The organism is Leifsonia sp. (assembly GCF_051955155.1).
Taxonomy (GTDB): Bacteria; Actinomycetota; Actinomycetes; order Actinomycetales; family Microbacteriaceae; genus Leifsonia.
Map to the genome: position 1 here is coordinate 1 of NZ_JBQCGZ010000068.1, position 26,587 is coordinate 26,587.

Here is a 26,587-nt window from a genome sequence, read left to right on the forward strand (position 1 = left end):
GTGGGACAGTTCACATCAAAATGTAGGTGGCTGTCCCTACCCGACTCCGCCGCACACCCTCATTCCAACACATTGGGCCGCCCCTCGCGGGGCGGCCCAGTGCGTTTCGATGTGCTAAGGACGACTCAGTGGAACGAGTCCCCGCAGGCGCAGGAACCCGTCGCGGTGGGGTTGTCGATGGTGAAACCCTGCTTCTGGATCGTGTCCTCGAAGTCGATCGAGGCGCCGTCGAGGTAGGGCACGCTCATCTTGTCGACGATGACCTCGACGCCGTCGAAGTCGACCGTCGCGTCGCCGTCGAGCATGCGCTCGTCGAAGTACAGCTGGTAGATCAGACCGGAGCATCCGCCGGGCTGGACGGCGACGCGCAGACGCAGGTCGTCGCGGCCCTCCTGCTCGAGCAGGCTCTTGACCTTGGCGGCGGCTGCGTCGGTGAGGCCGACGCCGTGTGCCTTGGCCTCGGTCAGCATTGTGTCGGTCATGGGACTCCTCACGGGTTGCGATGCGAGATCTGGGTCGATTCTACGTCGGATTCCTGCGAACGCGTCGAGTCAGCCGGCGCGCTCGTTCAGGCGCGCCAGCAGCAGCGCCTCCGCCAGGATCGCCCGCTTGAACACGCCGAGGTGCAGCGACTCGTTCGGGCTGTGCGCGCGCGTGTCGGGGTCCTCGACGCCGGTCACCAGGATCTGCGCCTCCGGGAACTCGCGGACCAGGTCGGCGATGAACGGGATGGACCCGCCGACGCCGGTCTCGACCGCCTCCTTCCCCCAGGCGTCCGCCATCGCGCGCTTGGCCTCGGTCGCCGCCCAGCCAGCGGTGTCGACGAGGAACGCCTCTCCGGTGTCGACGTCGTCGATCTCGACATGCGCTCCGAACGGCGCGTGCGCGCGCAGGTGGCGCTCCAGGGCCGCGTACGCGTCCGCCGCCGGCTGACCGGGCGCGACACGCGCACTCAGCCGCACCGCCACCGTCGGCAGCAGGGTGTTGGAGGCGTCGGCGACGCTCGGCGCGTCGATGCCGGTGATCGTGACGGTCGGCTTCGACCACATCCGCGACAGGATGGGTCCGCTGCCGATCGGCGTGACGCCGGGCAGCAGGGCGGCCTCCTCACGGAACTGCTCCTCGCTCACGTGCGGGGGCTCCTCGGCGGTGTCGTGCGCGAGGAAGCCGTCGACGGCCACCTCGCCGTTCGTATCGTGCAGCGTGGCGAGCAGCTTGACCATCGCCATCATCGCGTCCGGCGCCGCTCCCCCGTACATGCCGGAGTGCGAGGCGTGCTCGAGGGTCGAGACCGTGAGCCGGAAGGTGACGTTGCCGCGCAGCGAGACGGTCAGGGCCGGGGTGTCGACGTCGACGTTGTCGGAGTCGGCGACGACGATCACGTCGGCCGCCAGCGCCTCCTTGTTCTGCTCCAGGAAGTTCGCGAACGAGCGCGAGCCGAACTCCTCCTCGCCCTCGATGAAGACCGCGAGGCCCAGGTCGAAGTCGCCCAGGGCCTCCACCAGCGCCCGGACGCTCGCGACGTGCGACAGCACGCCCGCCTTGTCGTCGGCGGCGCCGCGGCCGTAGAGCCGGTCGCCGCGCACCGTCGGTTCGAACGGCGGCGTGTCCCAGTTCGCGGCGTCGCCCTGCGGCTGCACGTCGTGGTGGGCGTACAGCAGGACGGTCGGGCGGCCGTTCTTCGCCGCCCTGGTCGCGAGCACGGCGGGCTGGCCGAGGGTCTCGCCCTGGATCGGCGCCTGCTTCACCTCGACGCTGTCGAAGGCCCCGGTGTCGGTCAGCAGCGCCGCCACCGCGTCAGCGCTGGCGCGCACGTTCGCCGCGTCGTACGCCGCCCACGACACCGAGGGGATGCGGACCAGGCGGGAGAGCTCGGCGATCGTCGCCGGCAGCCCCGCCTCGACGGCGGCGCGAACGCGCTCCTCCGCCCCAGACGAGTCGGCGTTCGGAGTCTCAAGGGAGTCTGTCATGCGGGTAATCTTAAACGGACCCTACGAACCGAAGGCTTAGCGTTGGCGAAACGACAGAACCAGGCGGCGGAGGCGGAGACGCCCGTCGTCGAGACCCCGGAGGAGACGGCCGACCGTCTCAAGCAGGGCAAGGGCGTCCCGACGCCCTCGCGCCGCGAGCAGGAGGCGGCCCGCAAGCGGCCGCTGGTGCCGAACGACCGCAAGGAGGCGGCCAGGAACGCGCGCGCCAAGCAGGCGGAGGCGCGCGAGAAGGCCCGCATCGGCATGGCGGCCGGCGACGAGCGCTACCTGACCGCGCGCGACCGCGGCCCGCAGCGCCGCTTCGTGCGCGACTACGTCGACGCCCGGTTCAGCATCGGCGCGTTCCTCATCCCGGTGATGCTGCTGGTGATCGTTCTCAGCTTCCTGCCGTGGGCGTTCATGCAGGTGTGGGGCCTCGTCGCCCTGTGGGCGTTCTTCCTGATCGCCGTGCTCGACTGCGTGTTCCTCGGCTTCCGCGTGACGAAGAAGATCGGCGACAAGTTCGGCAAGACCAAGGTCGAGCGCGGGCTCAAGTGGTACGCGGCGATGCGCGCGCTGCAGCTGCGGGTGATGCGCCTGCCGAAGCCGCAGGTCAAGCGCGGCCAGTTCCCCAGCTGACGTGACGATCGTCGCAGCGGCGGACGGGTCCGCCCTCAGCAACCCCGGCCCGGCGGGCTGGGCCTGGTACGTCGACGACGACCACTGGTCGGCGGGCGGCTGGCCGCACGGCACCAACAACATGGGCGAGCTCATGGCGGTCATCGATCTGCTGGAGTCCACGGCGCACGTCGACGACGACCTGCACATCCTGTGCGACAGCCAGTACGTCATCAACTCGGTCACCAAGTGGATGCCCGGCTGGAAGCGGAAGGGCTGGCGCAAGGCCGACGGCTCCCCCGTGCTCAACCGGGAGCTGCTGGAGCGGCTCGACCGCGCCCTGCAGGGCCGCCGCTACGTCTTCGAGTGGGTGAAGGGCCACGCCGGCCACGAGCTCAACGAGGCGGCGGACGTGCGCGCGCGGGCCGTCGCGACGGCGTACCGCGACGGCGACGCCATCCCGATCGGACCCGGCTGGCCGGGGGGATCGGTCGCGGTGGCCCCGGAACCCACGGCACCGGTGCTCGAGGCGGAGCCCGTCGCGACGGAGAACGCGTCCGTCGAGTTCGACCTGTTCGACGGCCTTCCCGCGGAGGAAACGGACGAGGAGGTCGTCGTCCGCCTCGAGCGCGAGCTGATCGAGCCGGCGGTGCGCGGCGACTCCGCCCGTGTGGCGGAGCTGCTGCATCCCGACTTCGAGGAGATCGGGCGCTCCGGACGGCTGTGGGGGCGTGATGCGATCCTGCAAGCCCTCGCCGACGAGGATGAGCCGGCCGCGGAGATCTCCGTGCTCGGCACCCAGCGCATCGGCGCGGACACCATCCTGCTCACGGCGCGAACGGTCGACGCGCGGGGCGGCAGCCTGCGCAGCTCGCTGTGGCTGCGCAGCGGCGGCCGCTGGCGCCTACGCTTCCACCAGGGAACGCCGGAGGCGTAGCAGCCCCCTGTTGATGTGCCGCGCCCACAGCGGGCCGCGGTAGAGGAACGCGGTGTAGCCCTGCACGAGCGTCGCGCCCGCGTCCAGCCGGCGCTGCACGTCCTCGGCGGTCTCGACGCCGCCGACGGAGATGACGCACAGGTCGGCGGGGACGGTCGCGCGGATGAGCCGCAGCACCTCGAGCGACCGCTCGGCGAGCGGCGCGCCGGACAGTCCGCCCGCGCCGGCCGCCTCGACGACGGCGGGGTCGGTCACGAGGCCGTCGCGCGCGATGGTGGTGTTGGTGGCGATGATGCCGGCGAGGCCGAGCTCGACCGCGAGGCCCGCGATCTTCTCCACCTGCTCGTCCGTGAGGTCCGGTGCGATCTTCACCAGCAGCGGCTTCTCCCCCGCCACCTCTTTCACCGAGCGCAGCAGCGGCGCCAGGAGCTCCAGCTCCTGCAGGCCGCGCAGGCCGGGGGTGTTCGGAGAGCTGACGTTGACGACGAGATAGTCGGCGACCGGGGCGAGCGCCCTGGCGCTGGTGAGGTAGTCGGCCGTCGCGTCCTCGACCGCGACGACGCGGCTCTTGCCGATGTTGACGCCGAGCACCGGACGGCGACGGTGACGGCGCACCGCGAGCAGGCGGTTCGCGGCGACGCCCGCTCCGCGGTTGTTGAAGCCCATCCGGTTGATCACGGCGCGGTCCGGGATGAGCCGGAACAGCCGCGGTCTGTCGTTGCCCGGCTGCGGGATGGCGGTGATCGTGCCGACCTCGACGTGGCCGAAGCCCAGGTCGCCGAGGCCGATGACCGCCTCCCCGTCCTTGTCGAAGCCCGCGGCGATGCCGAACGGCGAGTCGAAGCGCAATCCGAGCGCTTCGACGGCCAGCGACGGGTCCGGCGCCGTGAACCGGCGCACCAGGCCGCCGAGCCCGACCGCGGGGATGGCGCGGATCACCAGGAAGGCGAGGTGATGGGCCCGCTCGGGGTCGAGCTTGGACAGGACGAGGGAGAAGAGTGTGCGATACATGCCGGTACGAGAATACCGTGCGCGCGATCGGCCGCCCGGCTCAGGCCTGGACGTCGGCCGGCTCGCCGTGGTGGGCGACCCGGAGCTGCTGGATGGCGTCCTCGAAGTCCTCCAGCGAGTCGAACGCCTGGTAGACGCTCGCGAAGCGCAGGTACGCGACCTCGTCCAGCTCCCGGAGCTCCGGCAGGATGGCGAGCCCGATGTCGTTCGCCTCGATCTGGGAGGCGCCGGTCGAGCGGATGGTCTCCTCGACCTTCTGCGCGAGCACCGCCAGGTCGGAGTCGGTCACCGGCCGGCCCTGGCAGGCCTTGCGGACGCCGAGCACGATCTTCTCGCGGCTGAACGGCTCGACGACCCCGCTGCGCTTGATCACGCTGAGGCTCGCGGTCTCGGTGGTCGAGAACCGCCGCCCGCACTCCGGGCACTGCCGGCGGCGCCGGATCGACAGGCCGTCGTCGCTCGTGCGGGAGTCGATGACGCGGGAGTCGGGGTGGCGGCAGAAGGGGCAGAACATGACGGATATTCTACCGGTGTTTCACCCGGCGAAGCGGATGCTGACCGCCTCGCCGTGCGCGGGCAGGTCCTCGGCACCGGAGAGGGCGAGGATGCGGTCGGCGACCTCGCTCAGCGCCTCCCTGTCATAGCGGATGACCTGCTGCGGTCGCAGGAAGGAGTACGCCCCGAGGCCCGGAGAGAACCGCGCCTGGCCGCCGGTCGGCAGCACGTGGTTGGAGCCGGCGAGGTAGTCGCCGAGGCTGACCGGGGAGCTCGGGCCGAGGAAGATCGCGCCGGCGTTCTGGATGCGGGCGAGCACGGCGTCGTCGTCCGCCGTCTGGATCTCCAGGTGCTCGGGGCCGTACGCGTTGCTGAACGCGGCGGCCGCCGCGATGTCGTCCACGAGGACGATCGCGGACTGCTGGCCGGAGAGGGCGGTGCGCACGCGCTCGGCGTGCCGGGTGGCCCCGGCCAGCGCCTCCAGCTCGACCGCGACGCGGCCGGCGAAGGCCGGGCTGTCGGTGACCAGCAGGGATGCGGCTGCCTCGTCGTGCTCGGCCTGGCTGATCAGGTCGGCGGCGACGAGGCGCGGGTCGGCGGTGCCGTCGGCGATCACCAGGATCTCGGTGGTGCCGGCCTCCGAGTCGATGCCGGTCTGCCCGCGCACGAGCCGCTTCGCGGCGGCGACGTAGATGTTGCCGGGGCCGGTGATGACCTGCACCGGGTCGAGGCCGATCTCCTCGACGCCCCAGGCCAGCGCGCCGATCGCGCCGGCGCCGCCCATCGCGTAGACCTCGTCGATGCCGAGCAGGCCGGCCGCGCCGAGGATGGCCGGGTGCACCGCACCTCCGAACTCCCGCTGCGGCGGGCTCGCGAGCGCGACAGACGCGACGCCCGCGACCTGTGCGGGAACCGCGTTCATCACGACGCTGGACGGGTACACGGCCTTTCCGCCCGGCACGTAGAGGCCGGCGCGCTCGACCGGCTGCCAGCGCTGCACGATCGTCGCGCCGGGGCCGATCACCGTCTCTGCGGCCGGCGGCACCTGGGCCGCGGTCGCCTCGCGCACGCGGGCGATCGCCTCCTCCAGCGCCGCCCGCACGTCGGCGGGGAGCGCGGTGACGGCCGCGGCGATCACCGACGCGGGGACGCGGACCGACGCGGGCGCCCCGCCGTCGAAGCGCTCCGCCTGCTCCGCGAGCGCTGCGAGACCGCGCGAGCGCACGTCCTCGATCAGCTCGGACGCCGCATGCATCGCCACCTGCACGTCCACGACGGGACGCGGGACGAGGCGCTCGAAGGCGGCGCGAGTAGGCTGGATTCCGCGGAGATCGATGGTCTGCATCATGACCGATCCAGCCTATCCGCTTCCCGCCGGTCCTTCCCTCGCGGAAATTCCCCACTGCCGAACGGTGTTTGCTTTACCTGTATGAACAGCTCAGCCTCCGAGCCGGCCGCCGATCAGGCGCCCGCCCGTCCCCTCGATCCCACGCCCGACCTCGCCGCGTTCCGTCAGGCCTTCCGCAGGCATGCCGCCGGCGTCGCGATCGTCACCGCGCAGACCGCGGACGGCACCCCGGTCGGCTTCACCGCCACCTCGCTGGCGTCGCTCGCGGCGGTCCCGCCGCTCGCGACGTTCAACATGGCGCTGTCGGCGTCGAGCTGGCCGGCGATCGCGGAGACCGACAGGGTCGCCATCCACATGCTCGGGGTGCGCAACAAGGCCGTCGCCGAGATCCTCTCCGCCGACAACGCCCGCCGGTTCCTCGGCGACCACTGGTACCGCGGCCCGCACGGCCTGCCGATCATCAAGGACGTGACGGCCTGGATGGTCGGCCGCATCGTCGAGCGCTTCCCCGTGCACAACAGCGCGGTCGTCGTCGTGCAGATCGAGGAGGGCGGCTTCGGCGCCGAGGACGAGCCGCTGCTCTACCACGAGCGCCGCTACCACCGGCCGAGCGAGCTCGACTGACGGCTCAGACCAGGCAGTTCGGGCCGAGCAGGCCCTTGAGCTCGCCGTACAGGTCCGGGGAGACCTTCACCGGCTTGGGGACCTCGAACACCCGCGCGACCTGACCCTTGACCAGGCGCAGCCGCACCTCGCTGTCGCCCGGATGGCGCGCGAGCACCTCCGCGAGCGAGCTCACCGTGTCCGTGGTCGCGCGCTGGTCCGGCATCGTGATCGTCAGGGTGCCGACGTCGTCGGCCTGGCCCAGATCGGGCACCATGAGGCTGAAGGCGTGCAGGTTCATGCCGTCGTCGCGCAGGCTCACGCGGCCCCGGACGACGACGATCGAGTCGCCCTGCAGCATCGACGAGAACTCCTGGTAGGCCTTGCCCATGAACATGGCGGTCATCTCGCCGCCGAAGTCCTCGACCTGGATCATGCCGTACTGGTTGCCGGAGGCCTTGGCCACGCGGTGCTGAACGCTCGTCACCAGGCCCGCGATGACGACGGTGTCGCCGTCCTGAACGCTCTCGGAGGCCAGCAGTTCGGCGATCGATGTGCTCGCGAGTTTGGCCAGCTGCAGCTCCAGGCCGGCCAGCGGGTGGTCGGACACGTAGAGACCGAGCATCTCGCGCTCGAACGCGAGCTTGTCGCGCTTGACCCACTCCGGCCGCTCGGGGATATGGTGCTGCGACTGGTTCGGCTCGTCGTCGCCCCACAGGCTGTCGAAATCGAACCCGACGTCGCCGTTCGCCTCGCTGCGCTTGATCTTCACCGCCGATTCGACGGCGTCCTCGTGCACCTCGACCAGCGCCCGGCGGGTGTGGCCGAGCGAGTCGAACGCGCCCGCCTTGATCAGCGACTCCACAGTCCGCTTGTTCGCGGCGTGGATCGGCACCTTGTTCAAGAAGTCGTGGAACGACTCGAACCGGCCCTTGGACTCGCGCGCCTCGCGGACGCCCTCCACGACGTTGGCGCCGACGTTGCGCACGGCGCCCATCCCGAAGCGGATGTCCTCGCCGACGGCGGCGAAGTACAGGTTGGACTCGTTGACGTCCGGCGGCAGCACCTTGATGCCCATCCGGCGGCACTCGTTGAGGTAGAGCGCCATCTTGTCCTTGGAGTCGCCGACGCTGGTCAGCAGCGCCGCCATGTACTCGGCCGGGTAGTGCGCCTTGAGGTAGGCGGTCCAGTAGGAGATGACGCCGTAGGCGGCCGAGTGCGCTTTGTTGAAGGCGTAGTCGGAGAACGGGAGGAGGATCTCCCAGAGCTTGTTGACCGCGTCCATCGAGTAGCCGTTGGCCTGCATGCCCTGCGAGAAGCCCTCGAACTGCTTGTCCAGCTCCGACTTCTTCTTCTTGCCCATCGCGCGGCGCAGGATGTCTGCTTGGCCGAGCGAGAACCCGGCGACCTTCTGCGCGATGGCCATGACCTGCTCCTGGTAGATGATCAGGCCGTAGCTGGTGGAGAGGATGTCGGCGAGCGGCTCCGCGAGCTCCGGATGGATCGGCGTGATCTCCTGGAGGCCGTTCTTGCGCAGCGCGTAGTTGGTGTGCGAGTTCGCACCCATGGGGCCGGGGCGGTACAGCGCGATGAGCGCCGAGATGTCCTCGAAGTTGTCCGGCTTCATCAGCCGCAGCAGCGAGCGCATCGGCCCGCCGTCGAGCTGGAACACGCCGAGCGTGTCGCCGCGGGACAGCAGCTCGTACGCGGGGCGGTCGTCCAGCGTCAGATCCTCGAGCACCAGGTTCTCGCCGCGGTTGTCGCGGATGTTGTCGAGCGCGTCGTTGATGATCGTGAGGTTGCGCAGCCCCAGGAAGTCCATCTTGATCAGACCGAGCGACTCGCACGCCGGGTAGTCGAACTGCGTGACGATCTGGCCGTCCTGCTCGCGCTTCATGATCGGGATGACGTCGATCAGGGGATCGGACGACATGATCACGCCGGCGGCGTGCACGCCCCACTGACGCTTCAGGTTCTCCAGCCCCAGGGCGGTGTCGAAGACCGTCTTCGCCTCGGGGTCCGACTCCACGACCGCGCGGATGTCGACGGCCTCCTTGTAGCGCGGGTGGTTCTTGTCGAAGATGCCGGTGAGCGGGATGTCCTTGCCCATCACGGGCGGCGGCATCGCCTTGGTGAGCTTCTCGCCCATCGAGAACGGGAAGCCGAGCACGCGGCCGGAGTCCTTGAGGGCCTGCTTGGCCTTGATGGTGCCGTAGGTGACGATCTGGGCGACGCGCTCCGAGCCGTACTTCTCGGTCACGTACTTGATGACCTCGCCGCGACGACGGTCGTCGAAGTCGACGTCGAAGTCGGGCATGGAGACGCGGTCGGGGTTCAGGAAGCGCTCGAAGATGAGGCCGTGCTGCAGCGGGTCGAGGTCGGTGATCCGCATCGCGTACGCCGCCATCGAGCCGGCGCCGGAGCCGCGGCCGGGGCCGACGCGGATGCCGTTGCGCTTCGACCAGTTGATGAAGTCGGCGACGACGAGGAAGTAGCCGGGGAAGCCCATCTGCGAGATGACGCCGATCTCGTAGTCGGCCTGCTTGCGGACCTCCGGGGTGATCCCGTCCGGGTAGCGCTCGCCCAGGCCCTTCTCGACCTCCTTGACGAACCAGGTCTGCTCGGTCTCGCCCTCCGGGACGGGGAAGCGCGGCATGTAGTTGGCGGCGGTGTCGAACTTCACGTCGCAGCGCTCGGCGATCGCGAGGGTGTTGTCGCACGCGTCGGGGTGGTCGCGGAACAGGTCACGCATCTGCTCCGGCGTCTTGAGGTAGAACTCGTCGGCGTCGAACTTGAACCGATTCGGGTCGTCCAGCGTCGACCCGGACTGCACGCACAACAGCGCGGCGTGGCTCTTCGCGTCCTCGGCGTGCGTGTAGTGGAGGTCGTTGGTGGCGACCAGCGGGATGTTGAGCTCCTTGGCCAGCCGGATCAGGTCGGACATGATCCGGCGCTCGATCCCGAGCCCGTGGTCCATGATCTCGGCGAAGAAGTTCTCCTTGCCGAAGATGTCGCGGAACTCGGCCGCTGCCTTCTTGGCCTCCTCGTACTGCCCGAGCCGGAGCCGGGTCTGCACCTCGCCGGACGGGCAGCCGGTCGTGGCGATGATGCCCTTCGAGTAGCGGCTCAGCAGCTCGCGGTCCATGCGCGGCTTGAAGTAGTAGCCCTCCATGGACGCGTACGACGAGAGCCGGAAGAGGTTGTGCATCCCCTCGGTCGTCGCGGCGAGCATGGTCATGTGCGTGTACGCGCCGGAGCCGGACACGTCGTCGCCGCCGCCGTCGCCCCAGCGGATCCTGGTCTTGTCGGTGCGGTGCGTGCCGGGGGTCAGGTACGCCTCGGTGCCGATGATCGGCTTGATGCCCGCGTCGGTCGCCGTGCGCCAGAAGTCGAAAGCACCGAACATGTTGCCGTGGTCGGTGACCGCGACGGCGGGCATCCCCTGCCCGACGGCCGCGTCGATCAGCGGTTTCACCCGCGCGGCACCGTCCAGCATGGAGTACTCGCTGTGGACGTGGAGGTGAACGAAGGAGTCGGCCATTTGAGTACCAGCCTACGAACTTTTCCGCCGCCGTGGTTGGCCCCTCGCCAACGCTTCCGGACTTCTTCCCGCGACACGCCGGACGCGGCCGTGAAGAACCCCGGAAGCGATGGCGGAAGACCCTCGGGAGGACGGCGGAGCTAGGAGGCGCGGAGCACGTCGAGGGCGTGTTGCAGGTCCGCGGGGTAGCCCGTCGTGAAGGTCGTCCACTCCCCCGTCGCGGGGTGCGTGAAGGCGAGCTGGACGGCGTGCAGCCACTGCCGGGTGAGGCCGAGCCTCGCCGAGAGGGTCGGGTCCGCGCCGTACATGGCGTCGCCGACGCACGGGTGCCGCTGCGCGGACATGTGCACGCGGATCTGGTGGGTTCGGCCGGTCTCCAGGTGGATCTCCAGCAGGCTCGCGGCCGGGAACGCCTCGATCGTCTCGTAGTGGGTCACCGACGGCTTCCCGCCGGCGACGACCGCGAACTTCCAGTCGCTGCGCGGGTGCCGCCCGATCGGCGCGTCCACGGTCCCGGTCAGCGGATCGGGATGGCCCTGGACGACGGCGTGGTAGATCTTCTCGACCGTGCGGTCGTGGAACGCGCGCTTGAGCACGGTGTACGCGTGCTCGGACTTGGCGACGACCATGAGGCCGCTCGTCCCGGCGTCGAGGCGGTGCACGATGCCGGCGCGCTCTGCGGCGCCCGAGGTGGAGATGCGGAAGCCGGCGGCCGCGAGGGCGCCGAGGACCGTGGGTCCCTCCCAGCCCACCGACGGGTGGGCGGCGACACCGACCGGCTTGTCGATCACGACGATGTCGTCGTCGTCGTGCACGATCGTGAGCTCGGGGACCGCGATCGGCACGATCCGCGCCTCCTCGCGCGGCTGCCAGCTCACCTCGAGCCAGGAGCCGGCGCTCAGGCGGTCGGACTTGCCGGCCTCGCGGCCGTCGACGGTCACGCCGCCGGCCTCGGCGATCTCAGCCGCGAAGCTGCGCGAGAAGCCGAGGAGCTTGGCGAGGCCCGCGTCGACGCGCGCGCCCTCCAGCCCGTCGGGGATGGGGAAGCTGCGCGACTCCATCAGGCCCGCGGGCTCCCTGGCTCGTCGCCGGGGGTGTCCGGCGTCTCGGTGTGCGTTGCCTCCACCGGCCGTGCCTGCTCGACAGGCGGCACGGTCTCCGCGGGCTCATCGCCCTCGGCGACGTCCTCCTCGTCCTGCGCGCGGCGGCCGTCCAGGCCGATCCCGCGGATCGTGAGGATCAGGAACAGGGCCATGCTGGAGACGATCGCCACGTCGGCCAGATTGAAGATGGCGGGCAGCAGCGGGATCTGCAGGAAGTCGACCACGTGCCCGACACCGAAGCCGGGTTCCCGGAACAAGCGGTCCGTGAGGTTCCCGAGCAGTCCACCGAGCAGGAGTCCGAACAGGACGGCCCAGGCGACGGAGCGGATGCGCGGCGCGTACCAGATCACGAAGCCGAGCACGCCGACGCCGACGATCGAGAAGATCCACGTGGATCCGCTGCCGATCGAGAACGCGGCACCCGCGTTCTTGACGAAGTGGAACTGCAGGAGCTGTCCAAGGACCTCGAGCTGCTGGCCCTCGTACAGGTTCGAAACGACCAGGACCTTGGCGATCTGGTCGACGAGGTACACGCAGAGCGCGACCGCCGCCAGGATCGCCAAGGCCCGGACGCTGACCTTGGACCGGGAGGTACTAGCCTCCAAAGCCGGGGAAGACCGGGGGCTGGTTGCCCTGGTCCTGGCTGTTCGAGCCGTCCGACGATCCGGCGGGGACCGGCGCGGGGACGCCGCCCGTGTTCACCGCGGCGGGACGGTTCTGGCCGAAGCCCTGCGAGCCACTGACCTGCTGGCTGTCGAGGTCGCGCAGCTGGCCCTCGATGTAGCTCTTGAGGCCCTGGCGGTAGTCGCGCTCGAACCCGCGGAGCTCGTCGATGCGACGCTCGAGGGTGGAACGCTCCTGGTCGAGGGCACTGATCTGCGCACGCTGCTTGGACTCGGCCTCTGCGACGATGCGGGCGGCGGTGGCGTGCCCCTCCGCGATCAGGGCGTCGCGCTTCTCGACACCCTCGCGGACGTGCTCCTCGTGCAGGCGGCGGGCCAGCTGCAGGAGGTTGTTGGTCGCGTTGGGGTCGTTGGCGTCGGTCGAGCCGGCCGCGAAGCCCGCTGCGGCACCGCCGGCGGCGCCCGCGGCGGCGGCGGGAGCGGCGGAGGCCTGCTGCTTGGCGTTCTCGGCCTCGCGCTCGGCGGCGGCGAGGCGCTGCTTGAGCTCGGCGTTCTCGCGCTCCAGGCGCTGCACGTCGCCGTTGTCGGCGGCGGGTGCCGGGGCCGCTGCGGCCGGGGCGGGGGCGGAGCCGGACGAGCGCTGCAGCTCGGCGATGCGGGAGTCGGCGGCCACGAGGCGCTGCTTGAGCTCCTCGTTCTCCTGACCCAGTCGACGCAGTTCGACGACGACCTCGTCGAGGAAGTCGTCGACCTCGTCCTGGTCGTAGCCCTCACGGAACTTCGTCGGTTGGAACCGCTTGTTGACTACATCTTCCGGAGTCAGCGCCATGGCAAGCCACCTTAGATCTTGAAAAGACGAACAAAAAGTGCGTTCAGCCAACGCTAGCAAAATGCGCGGGCGATGCGCACTCCGCCGCACTCGGGCGCGTCGGCCTGACCACCCTATCGTGCGCTCGGGGCGCTGGGCCGAGCGACGCTCAGGTGAAGTTGCCGACCACGTACAGGCCGATGATGACCACCAGCATGGTCAGGCTCCAGCCGAAGTCGATCGCGACCGGCCCCATCGACAGCGGAGGGATGATCCGCCGGAAGAACCGGATGGGCGGATCGGTCACCACATAGGTCGACTCCGCGAGCACCAGCCCGAAGCCCTTCGGCCGCCACTGGCGGGAGAAGGTGCGGACGAGGTCGATCACGAAGCGCGCCCACATCACGAAGAAGTAGATCAGCAGGGCGTAGTAGACGACGTTCGCGACGATCGAGACGGCAAGCACCCATCCAGTATGAACGACCGCGCATGCACGAAAGCGCACCACCCCGCCGGGGTGGTGCGCTTTCAGCGAGCTCGCGGGCTCAGGCCTGCGCGAAGAAGGAGGCGTCGACCTCGGCGTCCGCACCGCCGTGCTCGCCGGAGACGACCACGTGCGACGGGGACAGCAGGAAGACCTTGGGCGTGACGCGCTCGATCTTGCCGTAGAGCCCCTGCGAGAGGCCGCTGGCGAAGTCGATCAGGCGGCGCGCGTCGCCCTCGCTCATCTGCGAGAGGTTGATGATCACCGGGATGCCCTCGCGGAACGACTCGGCGATCGCCTGCGCGTCGCGGTACTGGCGGGGGTGGACCGTGAGGATCTCGTTCATTTCCTGTACCGAAGCATTCCGTGCGGTGGACGACTTGCGCAGCGGCGTGACCGGAGCGCGGCCGGCCGCGGGCGCGACCGGAGCGGGGTGCGGGACCGGCTGGACGGGCGAGGGCGCCGGCGCCTCGCGGCGCGGCTGGTGCTGCGCCTGCTGCTCCTGCGGCTGCTCGTCGTACTCCAGCTCCTCGTCGGCGAGGCCCAGGTAGACCATCGTCTTCTTCAGCGGGTTGGCCATGGCTTCCTCCGTCTCGACGTGCGCCGACACGACGCCACGCACTTGCCTGTTCCTTCTCCTCTTCGAGATTAACGAAGAGGCGGCCGATTCCCGGTAATGGCGGTCCCGATCCTGAGGTGTGTCGCGCCCGCGGCGATCGCCTCGCGGTAGTCCTGCGACATCCCGGCCGAGATCGAGGTCGCCTGCGGAGCGAGGGAGCGGACGCGGTCGCTCGCGGTGCGGACGCGCTCGAACGCGCGCGCCGGCGCCTCGTCGAGCGGCGCGACGGCCATCACGCCGACGAGCCGCAGTCCCGGCGTGTCCAGGATGTGCTCGACCAGCGGCTCCAGGTCCCTGTCCGCGACGCCGCCGCGGCCGGGGTCGTCGGTGAGGTTCAGCTGCACGAACGCGTCGATGTCGCCGTCCTCGCTGCGCAGCGCGTCCACCAGCGAGAGCCGGTCGACCGAGTGGATGGCGGAGGCGTAGCGGCGCACCTGCCTGGCCTTCTTGCTCTGCAGCTGGCCGACGAAGTGCCAGCGCAGGTCGAGGTCGGCGAGCTCCGCCGCCTTCTCCTGCGCCTCCTGGTGCCGGTTCTCCCCCACGTCGCGGACGCCGAGAGCGGCGAGTTCGCGCACGAGCGAGGCCGGGTGGAACTTGGTCACCACGATCGTCGTGAGCTCCTCGGGCGCACGGTCGGCGGCCCGGGCGGCATCGGCGATGCCGTCCCGGACCGCGGCCAAGCGCTCGGCGAGCGGGCTACTTGAGGAAGTCGGGGATGTCGAGGTCGTCATTCTCGTCGTCGAACGCCGGGTCCTTCTGGGCCGCCTCGGTCACGGGGGTCTCGCCGGTCGCGTGCCACGCGTCGGCCGCCGGGGCCTCGGTCTCGGCAGCGGCCTCGACGGCGGGCGCCGCCGCCTCCTCGGAGCCCGCCTCCACGAAGGTGGAGCGGCGGGTGTCGATCACGGGCTTCCCGTTCGGCTCGCCGCCGTCGAAGCCGGCCGCGATGACCGTCACGCGCACCTCGTCGCCGAGGGTGTCGTCGATGACGGCGCCGAAGATGATGTTCGCCTCCGGGTGCACCGCCTCCTGGACCAGCCGCGCGGCGTCGTTGATCTCGAAGATGCCGAGGTTCGATCCGCCCTGGATGGAGAGCAGGACGCCGTGGGCGCCGTCGATGGACGCCTCCAGCAGCGGCGAGGCGACCGCCAGCTCCGCGGCCTTGATCGCGCGGTCGGCGCCTCGGGAGGAGCCGATGCCCATCAGCGCGGAGCCCGCGCCCTGCATGACCGACTTGACGTCGGCGAAGTCGAGGTTGATCAGGCCGGGCGTGGTGATCAGGTCGGTGATGCCCTGGACACCGGCGAGGAGGACCTGGTCGGCGGTGGAGAACGCCTCGAGCATGCTGATGCCGCGGTCGCTGATCTCCAGCAGCCGGTCGTTCGGCACGACGATGAGGGTGTCGACCTCTTCCTTGAGCCGCTGCACGCCGGCCTCGGCCTGCTGCGCGCGGCGCTTGCCCTCGAACGAGAACGGCTTGGTCACGACACCGATGGTGAGCGCGCCGATGGACTTCGCGATCCGTGCGACGACGGGCGCGCCGCCAGTGCCGGTGCCGCCGCCCTCACCGGCGGTGACGAAGACCATGTCGGCGCCGGCGAGCGCCTCCTCGATCTCCTCGGCGTGGTCCTCCGCCGCGCGGCGGCCGACCTCGGGGTCCGCTCCGGCGCCGAGGCCGCGGGTGATCTCGCGGCCGACGTCGAGCTTCACGTCGGCGTCGCTCATCAGCAGCGCCTGCGCGTCCGTGTTGATGGCGATGAACTCGACGCCGCGCAGGCCGAGCTCGATCATGCGGTTGACGGCGTTGACGCCGCCGCCGCCGATGCCGACGACCTTGATCACGGCGAGGTAGTTCTGATTTGCTGTCACGTCCGGCCTCCACGGGAACCTTCAACCTCAAGTCGAGGCTTAAAGTTATGCTGAGTATGCAATTCTCGATTCGACGGTAGGGGCGTCGGGGTCTCCGGCCCCGCAGCCGCGGCGCGTGTCGGGAAATCCCGTGCGCAACGTCCCTGCTTTCGCCCTCCGGCACCGCAACCGACGTCCCATTCGTGAGGAACGCGGTCCATTCGTCGCAGATTCACGACATTCGTCACGAATCGGCGGCGTGCGTGCGAGACGGGCGCCCGGCCGGGTCCGATACGACGGCGCATTCCCGACTGGCTCATCCCGTCGTCACGCTGTGCGGCGACGACACGTCGTAGCGCGTGCGGTCGCCGGCGCTCTTGATGAGCGCCGCGAGGTCCGCCGCCTTGAGCGCGGAGTCCTCCGCGCTCCCCCAGACCACCGTGGCCGTCCGCCCGCGCAGCGTGAACGAGACGTCGTCCTTGGTCTTGGCGGTGATGGTGTCCACCTGGCCGAGCAGCGACGCGGGAAGCGACGAGAGCACGCTGGCCGCCGCCGCGAAGCCGGAGTCGGCGCTCGTCTCCACCGAGCCGCCGGTGGCGGAGATCAGCGGGAAGCCATCGGGGCGCGCGGCGCTGGAGGAGATGGGCACCTTGGCAGCGTCCACCAATGTGTACGCGTTGCCCTGGCGGATCACGCCGAGCGGCTGGCGCTCCACGATCCGGATCACCAGGGTGTCCGGCGGGTGGCTCTCCAGCGTGTAGCTGCGGATCAGCGGGAAGGCGGCGAGGTCGGCCGAGATCGCCGCCTGGTCCAGCAGCGGGAGCGGCGTGCCGACCTGGTCGTCGAGCTTGTGCACGATCGCCTTCTGGTCCAGCCGCGAGGCGCCGACGACGTCGATGTGCCGGAGCGCCAGCAGCGGCGAGAACGCGACGGCGACGACGCCGAGTACCAGCGCGGCGACGACGGCCGCGGCGGCGATCCAGGCCAGCCTCCGCCGGCGCGACCGCTTGGTGAAGCGCCTGACCTCGCCGCGCTCGATCCGCTTGCGCTCCCTGCGCGCCTCGCGCACGGCCTTGGTGATCTCCCGGTTCGTCGGCAGCGCCGCGTACGGCGACTCGTCGCGGGGCCGGGCGATCGGGACCGGCTCCGTCATCGTCGTGACCGCGCGCGGCTCCTCCCGGCGATCCCGGTCGCGGTCGCGGTCCCGGCGGTCGCGATCCGCGGGAGCGGGCGCCGCGGGGACGGGCGCCTGGGGCGCCGGGGTCTGCGCCTGCCGCCCGTCGAAACCCTGGGGACGCTTCACCGGCTACCCACGCGTGCGCCGCAGCGAGTCCAGGAGCTGCGGGACGATGCGGTACACGTCGCCGCAGCCGAGCGTGATCACGAAGTCGCCGTCGCGGGCGATCTGCGCGGTGTGGTCGGCCGCCTGCTGCCAGTCGGCGATGAACGCGACGTGCTCGGGATGCGCGAAGCGCTCGGCGACCAGCGCGCCGGTGACGCCGGGCTCCGGGTCCTCCCGTGCGCCGTACACGTCGAGCACGACCGTCTCGTCCGCGTAGGTCTCCAGGGTCTCGGCGAACTCCTTCGCGAACAGCCGGGTCCGGCTGTACAGGTGCGGCTGGTGCACGGCGATGATCCGGCCGTCGCCGACCACGGTGCGCGCGGCGGACAGCGCCGCCGCGACCTCGGTCGGGTGGTGGGCGTAGTCGTCGTACACGCTCACGCCGCCGACGGTGCCGTGCAGCTCGAAGCGGCGCTCGGTGCCGCCGAACTCGGCGATGGCCTCCAGCGCGGCGGCCGGGTCGAAGCCGAGCCCGGTGAGCACCGCGAACGCGCCGGCGGCGTTGATGGCGTTGTGGCGGCCGGGCACGCGCAGCTGCGCCGAGTACTCCGCGCCGTCGAAGGTCAGCGAGAACGCGACGGGACCCTCGGTGACGATCGAGTGCACGCGCACGTCGGCGTCCTCGGCCTCGCCGAAGGTCACGATGCGCTTGTCCGGCGCCGCCTCGCGCAGCCGGTTCGTGACGTGCACCGCCCCGGGGTCGTCGGAGGAGACGACGACGAACTCGTCGGCGTCCTTCGCGAAGGTCACGAAGGCGTCCTCGAACGCCTCGAGCGAGCCGTAGTGGTCCAGGTGGTCGGGGTCGACGTTGGTGATCAGCGCGACCGCGGTGTCGTAGAGCAGGAACGAGCCGTCCGACTCGTCCGCCTCCACGACGAACAGCTCCCCGGAACCCGTCTGCGAGCTCTTGCCGAGCGACGCGATCACGCCGCCGTTGACGAAGCTCGGGTCCTCGCCGAGGCCGAGCAGGCCGGTGATGATCATGCCGGTGGAGGTCGTCTTGCCGTGGGCGCCCGCGACCGCGACCAGCCGCTTGCGGTTGATCAACCAGGCCAGCGCCTGCGAGCGGTGCAGGACCGGCAGGCCCTTCTGCAGCGCGAGCTGGTACTCCGGGTTGTCCTGCCAGAGCGCCCCGGTGACCACCAGCGTGTCGGCGTCGCCGACGTTCGCCGCGTCGTGGCCGATCGCGATGGTCGCGCCGAGCGCGCGCAGCGCGTCGATGTTCGCCGAGTGCCGGACATCGGAGCCGGTCACCGTGTAGCCGGACTCCAGGAACAGCCGGGCGATGCCGCTCATGCCCGAGCCGCCGATCCCCACGAAGTGCAGTGCGCCCAGCTCGTCGGGGATGGAGAGGGACAGGTCGGGTTTGATCGTCACGTTGCTGCTTTCGTCGTCTTCTGCGGTGCTGGCGGTTCCGGCGTTAAGTATGACGCTACGCCCGTGAGAGTCCGCTCCGGATGAGCGACACCATCCGGTCGGAGCCGTCGCGGACGCCCGCGCTCGCGGCCCGCGCCGACATGTCGGCCACCCGGCCGCGGTCGGCGAGCAGCGGGAGCAGGTGCTCGTCCACCCACGACGGCAGGAACGCCGCGTCGTCCACCAGGATTCCCCCGCCGGCGCGGACGACGCCCGCCGCGTTGAAGCGCTGCTCGCCGTTGCCGATCGGGAACGGGACGTAGACGGCCGGGATGCCGAGCGCAGCGAACTCGCACACGGTCGCCGCACCCGCGCGCGCGACCGCGACATCGGTCAGCGCGAAGGCGAGGTCCATGCGGTCGCAGTAGTCGAGCAGCCGGTAGTGCTCGATACCGGGATCGGTCAGCTCGCCGCGGCCGCCCTGGATGTGGAGCACCTGCCAGCCGGCGGCGGTGAGCTCCCTCGCACGCTCGGAGATGGTGGCGTTCAGGCGGCGCGCGCCGAGCGAGCCGCCGGTCACCAGCAGCGTGGGGCGGTCGGCGGACAGTCCGAACTCGGCGAGGGCGGCGTCGCGCGATGCCGCGCGGTCGAGCTCCTCGATCTCGATGCGCAGCGGCATCCCGACGAACCGGGCGTGCGGGAGCGCCGTGCCCTCGAACGCGACGCCGACCCACGGGGTGTAGCGAGCGCCGAGCCGGTTCGCGAGCCCGGGACGGGCGTTCGCCTCGTGCAGCACCAGGGGCACGCCGGCCTTGCGCGCGGCCGAGTATGCGGGCGCGGCCGCGTAGCCGCCGAAGCCGACGACGGCGTCGATGCCGCGCTCCCGGATGAGCGTGCCGACGGTGCGGATCGCCCGGCGGTACTCGCCGGGGAAGCGCAGCGCCGCGGCGTTCGGGCGGCGCGGGAACGGCAGCTTCGGGATGGTGACCAGCTCGTAGCCGCGCGCGGGCACCAGGCGGGCCTCCAACCCCTCCTTGGTGCCGAGCACGACGACCTCGGCGGACGGGTCGTCGCGGCGCAGCCGGTCGGCGACGGCGAGCAGCGGGTTGACGTGGCCTGCGGTTCCGCCGCCGGCCAGGAGGTAGCGGGTCACGCGTCGAGCCCCTTGGCGCGACGCGCATCCTTGGCGTTCTGCCGGGCGAAGGAGAGGACGATGCCGATTGCGATCATGGAGAAGATCATCGCAGTCCCTCCCGCAGAGATCAGTGGGAGCGGGACGCCGAGCACCGGGATCACCCCGAGCACGACGGCGATGTTGACGAACGCCTGGCCGATCAGCCACACCATGACCGCCGCCGTGGTGATCCGCGGGAACGGGTCGGTGGAGGCGTGGATGATGCGCAGGAACACGATCGCGAGCATCACGAACAGGAGCAGGACGACGACCGCGCCGATGAGCCCCAGCTCCTCGCCGATGATCGCGAAGATGAAGTCGGTGTCCGCGGCGGGCAGCCACGACCACTTCGAGTGCGAGTTGCCGAGGCCGACGCCGAAGACACCTCCGGAGGCCAGGGCGTAGTAGCCGTTGTCGATCTGCCAGGTCACGTCCGGGTTGACGGCGCTCGACCCTCCGAACATCGCGGCGATGCGGCCCAGCCTGCTCTGGCTGGAGATCGCGACGAAGAACGCCAGGACCGCGACGCCGGCGACACCGGTCAGCAGGTAGCGCAGCTTGACCCCGGCGAAGTAGAGCGCGCCGAGCACGAGCGCGGCCATGATCATGGTCGTCCCGAGGTCGCCGCCGAGCACGACGACGCCGATCGCGGCTCCGGCGACCGGCACGACCGGGACCGCGACGTGCCTCCAGTCGCCCAGCATGTCCTTCTTGCGGGCGAGCACGACGCCCAGCCAGATCACCAGGCCGAGCTTGATCGCCTCCGACGGCTGCAGCGTGAAGCCGCCGATCTTCAGCCAGTTGCGGTTCCCGCCGATCTCCATGCCGAGCGGGGTCAGCAGCACCAGCACCTGCAGGAAGCAGGCCCCGGCGAGCAGGAACCAGATCGACTTCTTCCAGAACTGCAGCGGCAGCCGCGAGACCAGGAACATCAGCGGCAGGCCGATCAGCGCGAACGCGCCCTGCGACCAGAACCGCGCGAAGAAGTTGTCGGAGTCGTTGTGCGATTCCACCGACGAGGAGGAGAGCACCATGACCAGCCCGAAGACCACCAGGAACAGCGTGATCCCGAGCAGCAGGAAGTAGTCGGCCGACTCGCTCGCCGCGGCCTTGCCGAGCGAGATCCGGGCGGTCAGCCCGGAGAGGCGGGAGGAGTGCTCAGTCGGCGCCTGGACGCGAGGCGGACTCGTCGTCATCCGCCTCACCTCCCAAAAACTCGTTGACGGCCTGCTGGAACTTCCTGCCCCGCTCCGCATAGTCGGCGAACTGGTCCATCGACGCGGCAGCGGGTGCCAGCAGCACGGTGTCGCCCTCGCGGGCCAGACCGCCGGCCAGCCGGACCGCCGCCGGCATGACCCCTTCAGTCTCGTCGGCCTCCGCCTCCAGCACCGGCAGCCCCGGGGCGTGTCGCTCGAATGCGGAGCGCAGCGCCGAGCGGTCGGCGCCGATCAGCACCGCGCCGCGCAGCCGCGAGACGTGCGTGCGGACCAGCTCCTCGATGTCCACGCCCTTGAGCAGGCCGCCGACGACCCAGACGACGGACGGGTAGGCCTTCAGCGACGCGTCCGCGGCGTGCGGGTTCGTCGCCTTCGAGTCGTCCACCCAGCTGATGCCGGCCTCTACCCGCACCAGCTCGATGCGGTGGGCGTCGAGGCGGAACGCGGTCAGGACGTCGCGGATCACCTGCGGGGGGACACCGTAGGAGCGGGCGAGCGCGCTGGCGGCGAGGATGTTCGCCACCACGTGCGGCGCCGCGAGGCCCGCCTCGCGCAGCTCGTCCAGCGTCGTCAGCTCGATGGCGCTGTGCATCCGGTCGTCCAGGAACGCGCGGTCGCACAGGATGCCGTCCACGATCCCGAAGTCGCTCGGGCCGGGAACGTCCAGGCCGAAGCCGATGGCGCGGGCGCCCTCGATCACGTCGGCCTGCTCCACCATGTGCAGCGTGTTCGCGTCGGCACGGTTGTAGACGCAGGCGACCTCGGTGTTCTCGTAGACCTTGGCCTTCGCGGCGATGTACGCCTCCAGCGAGCCGTGCCAGTCCAGGTGGTCGTCCGCGATGTTCAGGCACGCGGACGAGTACGGCTGCAGTCGCCCTCCCCGGTTCCTGTTCACCCAGTGCAGCTGGTAGCTGGAGAGCTCGACGACGAGGACGTCGAAGCCCTGCGGGTCGCGGATCGCGTCCAGCACCGGGACGCCGATGTTGCCGCACGGCGCGACCCGGGAGCCGCCGGCGAGCAGCATCGTCGCGGTCAGCTGCACGGTCGTCGTCTTGCCGTTGGTGCCGGTGGCGCAGATCCAGTCCGCCGGATCGCCGACCTTGTCGCGCAGCCGCCAGGCGAGCTCGATGTCGCCCCAGACCTGGGTGCCGCGCTCGGCGGCCCAGAGCAGCAGCGGGTGGTCCCAGTGGAAGCCGGGCGAGACCACGATGAGCTCGGGATCGAACTCCACCAGCCGCCCGGGGGCGGCGCTCAGATCGGGCTCCTCCAGCAGCTCGGCACCGATCACCTCGAGCAGCATCGCGCGCTCCTCGTCGGCCTTCGACGCGACGACGAGCACCTGCGCGCCGAGCTCGGCGAGCGTGTCGGCGACCGAGAAGCCGGTGACGCCGAGGCCGTAGACGGCGACGCGCAGGCCGGACCAGTCGTGGTGCCAGCTGGTGAGCGCGGCCAGGCGCTCCTCGAGCGCGCTCACGTGGCGAGCCATTCGAGGTAGAAGGTGCCGACGCCCGCCGCGACGAGCAGGCCGCCGACGATCCAGAACCGCACGACGACGGTCACCTCCGCCCATCCCTTCAGCTCGAAGTGATGGTGGATGGGACTCATCAGGAAGATGCGTTTGCCGTGCGTCAGCTTGAAGTAGGCCCGCTGCACGATGACGGAACCGGCCTCGATCACGAACAGGCCGCCGATCAGCACGAGCAGCAGCTCGGTGTGGCTGAGGATGGCGAGGGCCGCGACGGCGCCGCCGAGCGCGAGCGAGCCGGTGTCGCCGAGGAAGATCTGCGCGGGCGAAGTGTTCCACCACAGGAAGCCGACAACGGCCCCGACGATCGCGGTCGCCACGATCGCGAGGTCGAACGGGTCGCGCACCTCGTAGCACTTGGCGATGTTCTCGGGGTTCAGGTTCGGGCTCGCGCACGACTGGATGGACTGCCAGAAGCCGATGATGATGTACGCGCCGATGGCGAGGATGCTCGCGCCGGAGGCGAGACCGTCCAGGCCGTCCGTGACGTTCACGCCGTTGGAGGTGGCGGCGACGATGAAGTTGATCCAGATCAGGTACAGCCCGTAGCCGACGATGACGCCGATCGCGCCGAACCGGGTGATCGCGCCGAAGTCGAGGCCGGAGAGGTCGCGGATGAACGAGACGCTCATGGTCGCGGGCGTCTCGCCGCGGCCGTTCGGGAACATGATCGCCAGCAGCGCCCACACGGTCGCGACGATCACCTGGCCGCCGACCTTGGCCCAGCCGGTGAGGCCGAGGCTTCGCTCGCGCCGGGTCTTCAGGAAGTCGTCGACGAAGCCGACGACGCCGAGGCCCACCATCAGGAACAGCACGAGCAGCGCGGACACGCTGGTCTCGTCCCCGGTCAGCAACAGCGCGACGAAGTAGCCGAACAGCGTCCCCAGGATCACGACGATGCCGCCCATGGTGGCCGTCCCGCGCTTGGCGTGGTGGCTCTGCGGACCGTCGTCGCGGATGAACTGGCCCCACTGGAGGCGGTGGAAGAGCCGGATGAACAGCGGCGTCAGGAACAGCGAGAACGCCATCGACAGCGCACCGGAGGTCAGCAGGGCTCTCACGAGAACAATTCTCCCAGTCGGTCGCCGAGGAAGCGCAGCCCCGCGGAGTTCGAGGACTTCACCAGCACGGTGTCACCGGAGCGCAGCGCGCCCTTCAGGTGGTCGTAGGCGGCGTCCTGGGTGTCGAAGTAGAGCGACTCGCCGTCCCACGACCCCTCGTTGATCGCGGAGATGTGCATCCGCCTGGCCGCGGGCCCGACGACGACCAGCTGGTCGATCCCGAGCCGCACGGCGAGCAGGCCGATGCGGTCGTGCTCCTCGCCGGAGAACTCGCCGAGCTCGCTCATCTCGCCGAGGACCGCGATCGTGCGCTCCCCCGGCTCGGCGATCTGGGCCAGCGTCTTGATGGCGGCGGCCATCGAGTCCGGGCTCGCGTTGTACGCGTCGTTGATGATGGTCACGCCGTCGGCGCCTCCCATCACCTCCATCCGCCAGCGCTCGGCGCGCTGCACCCGCTGCAGGCCGTCGACGATCGTGTCGATGTCGACGTCCAGCGTGTGCGCGGCGGCGGCGGCGGCCAGCGCGTTCATGACGTGGTGCTCGCCGAGCACCCTGAAGTGCACGGGACGCGACTGCCCGTCCGGGAGGTGCAGCGTGAACGAGGTGCCGCGCGAACTGGAGACGACGTCCGTGGCGCGCACGGCGGCGCGCTCGTCGAGGCCGAACCAGAGCACGCGGGCGACGGTCTTGTCCTGCATCGACGCGACGCGCGGGTCGTCCAGGTTGAGCACAGCGACGTCGGACTCCAGCAGGTCGCTGACCATCTCGGTCTTGGCGGCCAGGGTCTTCTCGATGCCGCCGAACTCGCCGGCGTGGGCGAGGCCGACTTTGAGCACGATGCCGATGTCCGGGCGGGCCATGCGCACCAGGCGCGCGATCTCGCCGATGCCGCTCGCGCCCATCTCGGCGACGAGGAACTGCGTCTCCTCCGTCACCTCGATCATGGTCACGGGCGCGCCGACCTCGTTGTTGAACGAGGCGCGCGGAGCGATGGTCGGGCCGACCTGCTCGAGGATCTCGCGCAGCAGGTTCTTGGTGGTCGTCTTGCCGTTCGAGCCGGTGACGCCGACGATCGTGAGGTTCCCGAGCGCGCGGACGCGGGCGATCACCTCGGTCGCGAGATCGCCGAGCGCGACGACGGTGTCCTCCACGAGGAGCTGGGGCACGGACAGGTCGAGGGCGTGGTCGACGACGATCAGCGCGGCGCCGGCCTCGGCGGCCTGCGGCGCGAACAGGTGGCCGTCGGTCACCTCGCCGGGCTTGGCGAAGAAGACGGTGCCGTCCACGACCTCACGGGAGTCGGTGGTCGCAAGGCCCCTGATGACGGTCTCGGGCGTCGCGCCGGTGCCGTCGAGCAGGAGGGTGCCGCGGGTGGCGGCGGCGATCTCGGCGAGGGTCAGGGCGATCATCTACAGCCACCCGGCCTCTCGCAGCGCGAGCCGGGCATCGTCGCGGGCGGAGTACGGGATGCGCTCCCCCGCCACCTCCTGGTAGTCCTCGTGGCCGGGGCCGGCGTACAGGACGACGTCGCCCTCGCCCGCGAGGGCGAGCGCGGCGCGGAAGGCGGCTCGCGGGTCCGGCACCTCGTAGAGCTCCAGGTCCGGCACGGCGGCGCGGGCGCCGTCGAGCAGCGCGGCGCGGATGGCGGCCGGGTCCTCCCAGCGCGGGTGGAAGTCGGTGATCACGACCGCGTCGGAGCCGCGGGCGGCGATCGCGCCCATGTCGGCGCGCTTGGTCGTGTCCCGGTCGCCGTCGGCGCCGAACACCATCACGATGCGGCCGGCCGTGACCTTGCGCAGCGCGTTCAGCGTGGAGAGGAACGCGTCGGGCGTGTGGCCGTAGTCGATGAAGACGACCGGTCCGCGGTCGCCGGAGATCCGCTCGGTGCGGCCGGGGACGTAGGCGTCGATCCCGCCGTCGCGCTCCAGCGCTGCGCCGATGGCCTCCAGGTCGTAGCCGGACTCCACCAGCATGACGATCGCGAGCGCCGCGTTGGCGGCGTTGTAGGCGCCGAGCAACGGCACGCTGGTGCTCAGGCGGCGGCCCTCGGGGCCCTCCAGCGTGAACGCGGTGTGGGTCAGGGTCTCCTCGTCCACCGTGAGCACCCACTCGGCGTCGGAGCCGGGCGACGAGGACAGCGTGGTGACCGGGATGCGGGACTGCTCGACGAGCGCCCTGCCCCAGTCGGAGTCGACCGTGACGACGCCGCGGCGGGCGCGATCCGGCTGGAACAGCTCCAGCTTCGCCTCGAAGTAGTCGTCCATGGCGGTGTAGTCGTCGAGGTGGTCGTGGCTCAGGTTCGTGAACCCGACGACGTCGAACTCGATGCCGTCGACGCGGTGGCGGCTGAGCGCCTGCGCCGACACCTCGATGGCGACCGCGCGGACGCCCTCCTCGCGCATCCTGGCGAGCAGCGCGTGCAGCTCGGTGGCCTCCGGCGTCGTCAGCTTGCTCGTGATCGCCTTCTCGCCGATGCGGCGCTCCGCGGTGGATGTCAAGCCGGCGACGACGCCGAGCTGGCCGAGGATCGCGTACAGCAGATAGACGACACTCGTCTTGCCGTTGGTTCCGGTCACGCCGAACAGCGTCGCGGAGTTCTCGTCCGTGCGGTGGATCCACGCGGCGACGGCACCGAGGGCGGCGCGCGGGTCGGGCGTGACGATGATCGGCAGGCCGGAGTCGGCCGCGATGTCCGCGCCCTCCTCGTCGGTCAGGATCGCGACGGCGCCCGCCTCGGCGGCGGCGGTCGCGTAGCTCGCTCCGTGGGCGTTGCGGCCGGGCACGCCGACGTACAGGTCGCCCGGCTCGACGGCGGAGCTGGCGAGGGCCGCACCGGTGACCTCGACCGCCGCGAGGTCACCCCGGCCGGCCACCCCCAACTCCCCGACCCCCTGGGCGCGCGGGGGG

The 26,587-nt window shown here is 70.8% G+C and carries 24 protein-coding genes; 3 read left to right on the forward strand and 21 right to left on the reverse strand.

The features are described from left to right. Positions 1 to 125: 125 nt before the first annotated feature. Both erpA and ACTHMF_RS06835 read right to left on the reverse strand, forming a co-directional pair. Positions 126 to 482 carry an iron-sulfur cluster insertion protein ErpA gene (gene erpA / locus ACTHMF_RS06830; protein WP_440316827.1) on the reverse strand — a complete coding sequence of 119 codons (357 nt, stop codon included), beginning with the start codon at positions 480 to 482 and terminating at the stop codon, positions 126 to 128. A gap of 69 nt (positions 483 to 551) precedes the next feature. Then, on the reverse strand, positions 552 to 1,970 hold the full coding sequence (locus ACTHMF_RS06835) for a dipeptidase (protein WP_440316828.1): 1,419 nt from the start codon (positions 1,968 to 1,970) through the stop codon (positions 552 to 554). 42 nt (positions 1,971 to 2,012) lie between these two features. Between ACTHMF_RS06835 and ACTHMF_RS06840 the strand changes: the two genes are divergently transcribed. Then, positions 2,013 to 2,609 carry a DUF3043 domain-containing protein gene (locus tag ACTHMF_RS06840; RefSeq protein ID WP_440316829.1) on the forward strand — a complete coding sequence of 199 codons (597 nt, stop codon included), beginning with the start codon at positions 2,013 to 2,015 and terminating at the stop codon, positions 2,607 to 2,609. 1 nt (position 2,610) lies between these two features. Continuing rightward, complete coding sequence (locus ACTHMF_RS06845) at positions 2,611 to 3,525, forward strand: ribonuclease HI family protein (RefSeq protein ID WP_314146419.1); 915 nt, start codon at positions 2,611 to 2,613, stop codon at positions 3,523 to 3,525. Here ACTHMF_RS06845 and ACTHMF_RS06850 read toward each other — a convergent pair. Genes ACTHMF_RS06850 through hisD form a run of 3 tightly spaced genes read right to left on the reverse strand, consistent with a single transcriptional unit; the run spans position 3,493 to position 6,379 of the window. Beyond that, positions 3,493 to 4,536, reverse strand: coding sequence for a quinone-dependent dihydroorotate dehydrogenase (locus ACTHMF_RS06850; protein WP_440316830.1), 1,044 nt, complete (start codon positions 4,534 to 4,536; stop codon positions 3,493 to 3,495). The genes ACTHMF_RS06845 and ACTHMF_RS06850 overlap by 33 nt on opposite strands. Positions 4,537 to 4,576: 40 nt before the next feature. Then, positions 4,577 to 5,050 carry a transcriptional regulator NrdR gene (gene nrdR, locus ACTHMF_RS06855; protein WP_314146417.1) on the reverse strand — a complete coding sequence of 158 codons (474 nt, stop codon included), beginning with the start codon at positions 5,048 to 5,050 and terminating at the stop codon, positions 4,577 to 4,579. A gap of 21 nt (positions 5,051 to 5,071) precedes the next feature. Continuing rightward, a complete protein-coding gene (gene hisD, locus ACTHMF_RS06860) occupies positions 5,072 to 6,379 on the reverse strand; it encodes a histidinol dehydrogenase (protein ID WP_440316831.1) in 1,308 nt (435 codons plus the stop codon). An 81-nt stretch (positions 6,380 to 6,460) separates the two neighbouring features. Here hisD and ACTHMF_RS06865 point away from each other — a divergent pair, with 81 nt between their 5' ends. Beyond that, positions 6,461 to 7,003: a flavin reductase family protein gene (locus tag ACTHMF_RS06865; protein WP_314146415.1), complete on the forward strand. Its 543-nt coding sequence runs from the start codon at positions 6,461 to 6,463 to the stop codon at positions 7,001 to 7,003. A 4-nt stretch (positions 7,004 to 7,007) separates the two neighbouring features. Here the strand turns inward: ACTHMF_RS06865 and dnaE are convergent, their stop codons facing one another. The 16 genes from dnaE to ACTHMF_RS06945 all read right to left on the reverse strand — a co-directional run. Continuing rightward, positions 7,008 to 10,523, reverse strand: coding sequence for a DNA polymerase III subunit alpha (dnaE, locus tag ACTHMF_RS06870; protein ID WP_440316832.1), 3,516 nt, complete (start codon positions 10,521 to 10,523; stop codon positions 7,008 to 7,010). A gap of 140 nt (positions 10,524 to 10,663) precedes the next feature. Then, positions 10,664 to 11,584, reverse strand: a complete 921-nt coding sequence (locus tag ACTHMF_RS06875; protein ID WP_440316833.1) for an RluA family pseudouridine synthase — start codon at positions 11,582 to 11,584, stop codon at positions 10,664 to 10,666. Next, positions 11,584 to 12,189 carry a signal peptidase II gene (lspA, locus tag ACTHMF_RS06880; RefSeq protein ID WP_440316834.1) on the reverse strand — a complete coding sequence of 202 codons (606 nt, stop codon included), beginning with the start codon at positions 12,187 to 12,189 and terminating at the stop codon, positions 11,584 to 11,586. The genes ACTHMF_RS06875 and lspA overlap by 1 nt, the downstream gene beginning before the upstream one ends. A 31-nt stretch (positions 12,190 to 12,220) precedes the next feature. After that, positions 12,221 to 13,078 carry a DivIVA domain-containing protein gene (locus ACTHMF_RS06885; protein ID WP_440316835.1) on the reverse strand — a complete coding sequence of 286 codons (858 nt, stop codon included), beginning with the start codon at positions 13,076 to 13,078 and terminating at the stop codon, positions 12,221 to 12,223. A gap of 148 nt (positions 13,079 to 13,226) precedes the next feature. Next, positions 13,227 to 13,523: a YggT family protein gene (locus tag ACTHMF_RS06890; RefSeq protein WP_314146410.1), complete on the reverse strand. Its 297-nt coding sequence runs from the start codon at positions 13,521 to 13,523 to the stop codon at positions 13,227 to 13,229. Between the two features lie 79 nt (positions 13,524 to 13,602). Continuing rightward, positions 13,603 to 14,121: a cell division protein SepF gene (locus ACTHMF_RS06895; protein WP_314146409.1), complete on the reverse strand. Its 519-nt coding sequence runs from the start codon at positions 14,119 to 14,121 to the stop codon at positions 13,603 to 13,605. 68 nt (positions 14,122 to 14,189) lie between these two features. Then, positions 14,190 to 14,891 carry a YggS family pyridoxal phosphate-dependent enzyme gene (locus tag ACTHMF_RS06900; RefSeq protein ID WP_440316836.1) on the reverse strand — a complete coding sequence of 234 codons (702 nt, stop codon included), beginning with the start codon at positions 14,889 to 14,891 and terminating at the stop codon, positions 14,190 to 14,192. After that, positions 14,857 to 16,026, reverse strand: a complete 1,170-nt coding sequence (gene ftsZ / locus ACTHMF_RS06905; protein WP_314146407.1) for a cell division protein FtsZ — start codon at positions 16,024 to 16,026, stop codon at positions 14,857 to 14,859. The genes ACTHMF_RS06900 and ftsZ overlap by 35 nt, the downstream gene beginning before the upstream one ends. Positions 16,027 to 16,321: 295 nt before the next feature. After that, the gene (locus ACTHMF_RS06910; RefSeq protein WP_440316837.1) at positions 16,322 to 17,308 is read right to left on the reverse strand and encodes an FtsQ-type POTRA domain-containing protein; all 987 of its coding nucleotides are present in this window, start codon (positions 17,306 to 17,308) and stop codon (positions 16,322 to 16,324) included. A 3-nt stretch (positions 17,309 to 17,311) separates the two neighbouring features. Then, positions 17,312 to 18,724 carry a UDP-N-acetylmuramate--L-alanine ligase gene (gene murC, locus ACTHMF_RS06915; RefSeq protein ID WP_440316839.1) on the reverse strand — a complete coding sequence of 471 codons (1,413 nt, stop codon included), beginning with the start codon at positions 18,722 to 18,724 and terminating at the stop codon, positions 17,312 to 17,314. A gap of 55 nt (positions 18,725 to 18,779) precedes the next feature. Beyond that, the gene (locus ACTHMF_RS06920) at positions 18,780 to 19,856 is read right to left on the reverse strand and encodes a UDP-N-acetylglucosamine--N-acetylmuramyl-(pentapeptide) pyrophosphoryl-undecaprenol N-acetylglucosamine transferase (protein ID WP_440316840.1); all 1,077 of its coding nucleotides are present in this window, start codon (positions 19,854 to 19,856) and stop codon (positions 18,780 to 18,782) included. Beyond that, positions 19,853 to 21,073 (reverse strand): putative lipid II flippase FtsW, encoded by a 1,221-nt coding sequence (ftsW, locus tag ACTHMF_RS06925; RefSeq protein ID WP_440316841.1) that lies wholly within the window; start codon positions 21,071 to 21,073, stop codon positions 19,853 to 19,855. Before ftsW ends, ACTHMF_RS06920 begins: the two co-directional genes overlap by 4 nt. Then, a complete protein-coding gene (murD, locus tag ACTHMF_RS06930; protein ID WP_440316842.1) occupies positions 21,036 to 22,580 on the reverse strand; it encodes a UDP-N-acetylmuramoyl-L-alanine--D-glutamate ligase in 1,545 nt (514 codons plus the stop codon). Before murD ends, ftsW begins: the two co-directional genes overlap by 38 nt. Further along, the gene (gene mraY, locus ACTHMF_RS06935) at positions 22,565 to 23,680 is read right to left on the reverse strand and encodes a phospho-N-acetylmuramoyl-pentapeptide-transferase (RefSeq protein WP_314146401.1); all 1,116 of its coding nucleotides are present in this window, start codon (positions 23,678 to 23,680) and stop codon (positions 22,565 to 22,567) included. Before mraY ends, murD begins: the two co-directional genes overlap by 16 nt. After that, positions 23,677 to 25,089 (reverse strand): UDP-N-acetylmuramoyl-tripeptide--D-alanyl-D-alanine ligase, encoded by a 1,413-nt coding sequence (locus ACTHMF_RS06940; RefSeq protein WP_314146400.1) that lies wholly within the window; start codon positions 25,087 to 25,089, stop codon positions 23,677 to 23,679. Before ACTHMF_RS06940 ends, mraY begins: the two co-directional genes overlap by 4 nt. Next, positions 25,090 to 26,587, reverse strand: a 1,498-nt coding sequence (locus ACTHMF_RS06945) for a Mur ligase family protein (protein ID WP_440316843.1), incomplete at its 5' end; no start/stop codon positions are given.

Excerpts from the sequence above, each read along its gene's own strand:
- erpA (WP_440316827.1), bottom strand. The coding sequence starts at position 482 with ATGACCGACACAATGCTGACCGAGGCCAAGGCACACGGCGTCGGCCTC.
- ACTHMF_RS06835 (WP_440316828.1), bottom strand. The coding sequence starts at position 1,970 with ATGACAGACTCCCTTGAGACTCCGAACGCCGACTCGTCTGGGGCGGAG.
- ACTHMF_RS06850 (WP_440316830.1), bottom strand. The coding sequence starts at position 4,536 with ATGTATCGCACACTCTTCTCCCTCGTCCTGTCCAAGCTCGACCCCGAG.
- nrdR (WP_314146417.1), bottom strand. The coding sequence starts at position 5,050 with ATGTTCTGCCCCTTCTGCCGCCACCCCGACTCCCGCGTCATCGACTCC.
- hisD (WP_440316831.1), bottom strand. The coding sequence starts at position 6,379 with ATGATGCAGACCATCGATCTCCGCGGAATCCAGCCTACTCGCGCCGCC.
- ACTHMF_RS06865 (WP_314146415.1), top strand. The coding sequence starts at position 6,461 with ATGAACAGCTCAGCCTCCGAGCCGGCCGCCGATCAGGCGCCCGCCCGT.
- dnaE (WP_440316832.1), bottom strand. The coding sequence starts at position 10,523 with ATGGCCGACTCCTTCGTTCACCTCCACGTCCACAGCGAGTACTCCATG.
- ACTHMF_RS06875 (WP_440316833.1), bottom strand. The coding sequence starts at position 11,584 with ATGGAGTCGCGCAGCTTCCCCATCCCCGACGGGCTGGAGGGCGCGCGC.
- ACTHMF_RS06885 (WP_440316835.1), bottom strand. The coding sequence starts at position 13,078 with ATGGCGCTGACTCCGGAAGATGTAGTCAACAAGCGGTTCCAACCGACG.
- ACTHMF_RS06895 (WP_314146409.1), bottom strand. The coding sequence starts at position 14,121 with ATGGCCAACCCGCTGAAGAAGACGATGGTCTACCTGGGCCTCGCCGAC.
- ACTHMF_RS06900 (WP_440316836.1), bottom strand. The coding sequence starts at position 14,891 with ATGACGACCTCGACATCCCCGACTTCCTCAAGTAGCCCGCTCGCCGAG.
- ftsW (WP_440316841.1), bottom strand. The coding sequence starts at position 21,073 with ATGACGACGAGTCCGCCTCGCGTCCAGGCGCCGACTGAGCACTCCTCC.
- murD (WP_440316842.1), bottom strand. The coding sequence starts at position 22,580 with ATGGCTCGCCACGTGAGCGCGCTCGAGGAGCGCCTGGCCGCGCTCACC.
- ACTHMF_RS06940 (WP_314146400.1), bottom strand. The coding sequence starts at position 25,089 with ATGATCGCCCTGACCCTCGCCGAGATCGCCGCCGCCACCCGCGGCACC.